Source organism: Mesorhizobium sp. M2E.F.Ca.ET.219.01.1.1, from assembly GCF_004016445.2.
Classification (GTDB): domain Bacteria; phylum Pseudomonadota; class Alphaproteobacteria; order Rhizobiales; family Rhizobiaceae; genus Mesorhizobium.
This window is the reverse complement of record NZ_SADT02000288.1, coordinates 1-282: the sequence shown is the minus strand read 5'-3', so window position 1 is coordinate 282 and position 282 is coordinate 1. Positions and strand designations below refer to the sequence as shown.

Below are 282 nucleotides of genomic sequence, written 5' to 3'. Positions count from 1 at the left end.
GGCGGGGCGCTGGTGGTGCCGTATTTTCTCGACTGGGCGCGCTACCGCGCCGATTTCGAGCGCGAGGCGAGCGCCATCCTCGGCCGCAAGGTCACCGTCGAGGGCGATGCGACGGCCAGGCTGCTGCCGTTTCCTTCGGTGACCTTCTCCAATGTTTCGGTTGCCGGCGGTCCCGAAGGCCAGCCGGCAATGACCGTCGAGACCTTCTCGATGGATGCGGAGCTGGCCCCCTTCCTGCGCGGCGAGGTGCTGATCTTCGACATGCGGCTGGTGCGTCCGAAG

1 protein-coding gene is annotated in these 282 nt (G+C 67.4%); it reads left to right on the top strand.

Features of this window, described 5'->3' with window-relative positions:
* Window positions 1-9 precede the first annotated feature (9 nt).
* Window positions 10-282 (top strand): AsmA family protein (locus EN862_RS35870; RefSeq protein ID WP_245519835.1); only part of this gene is annotated, 273 nt, incomplete at its 3' end.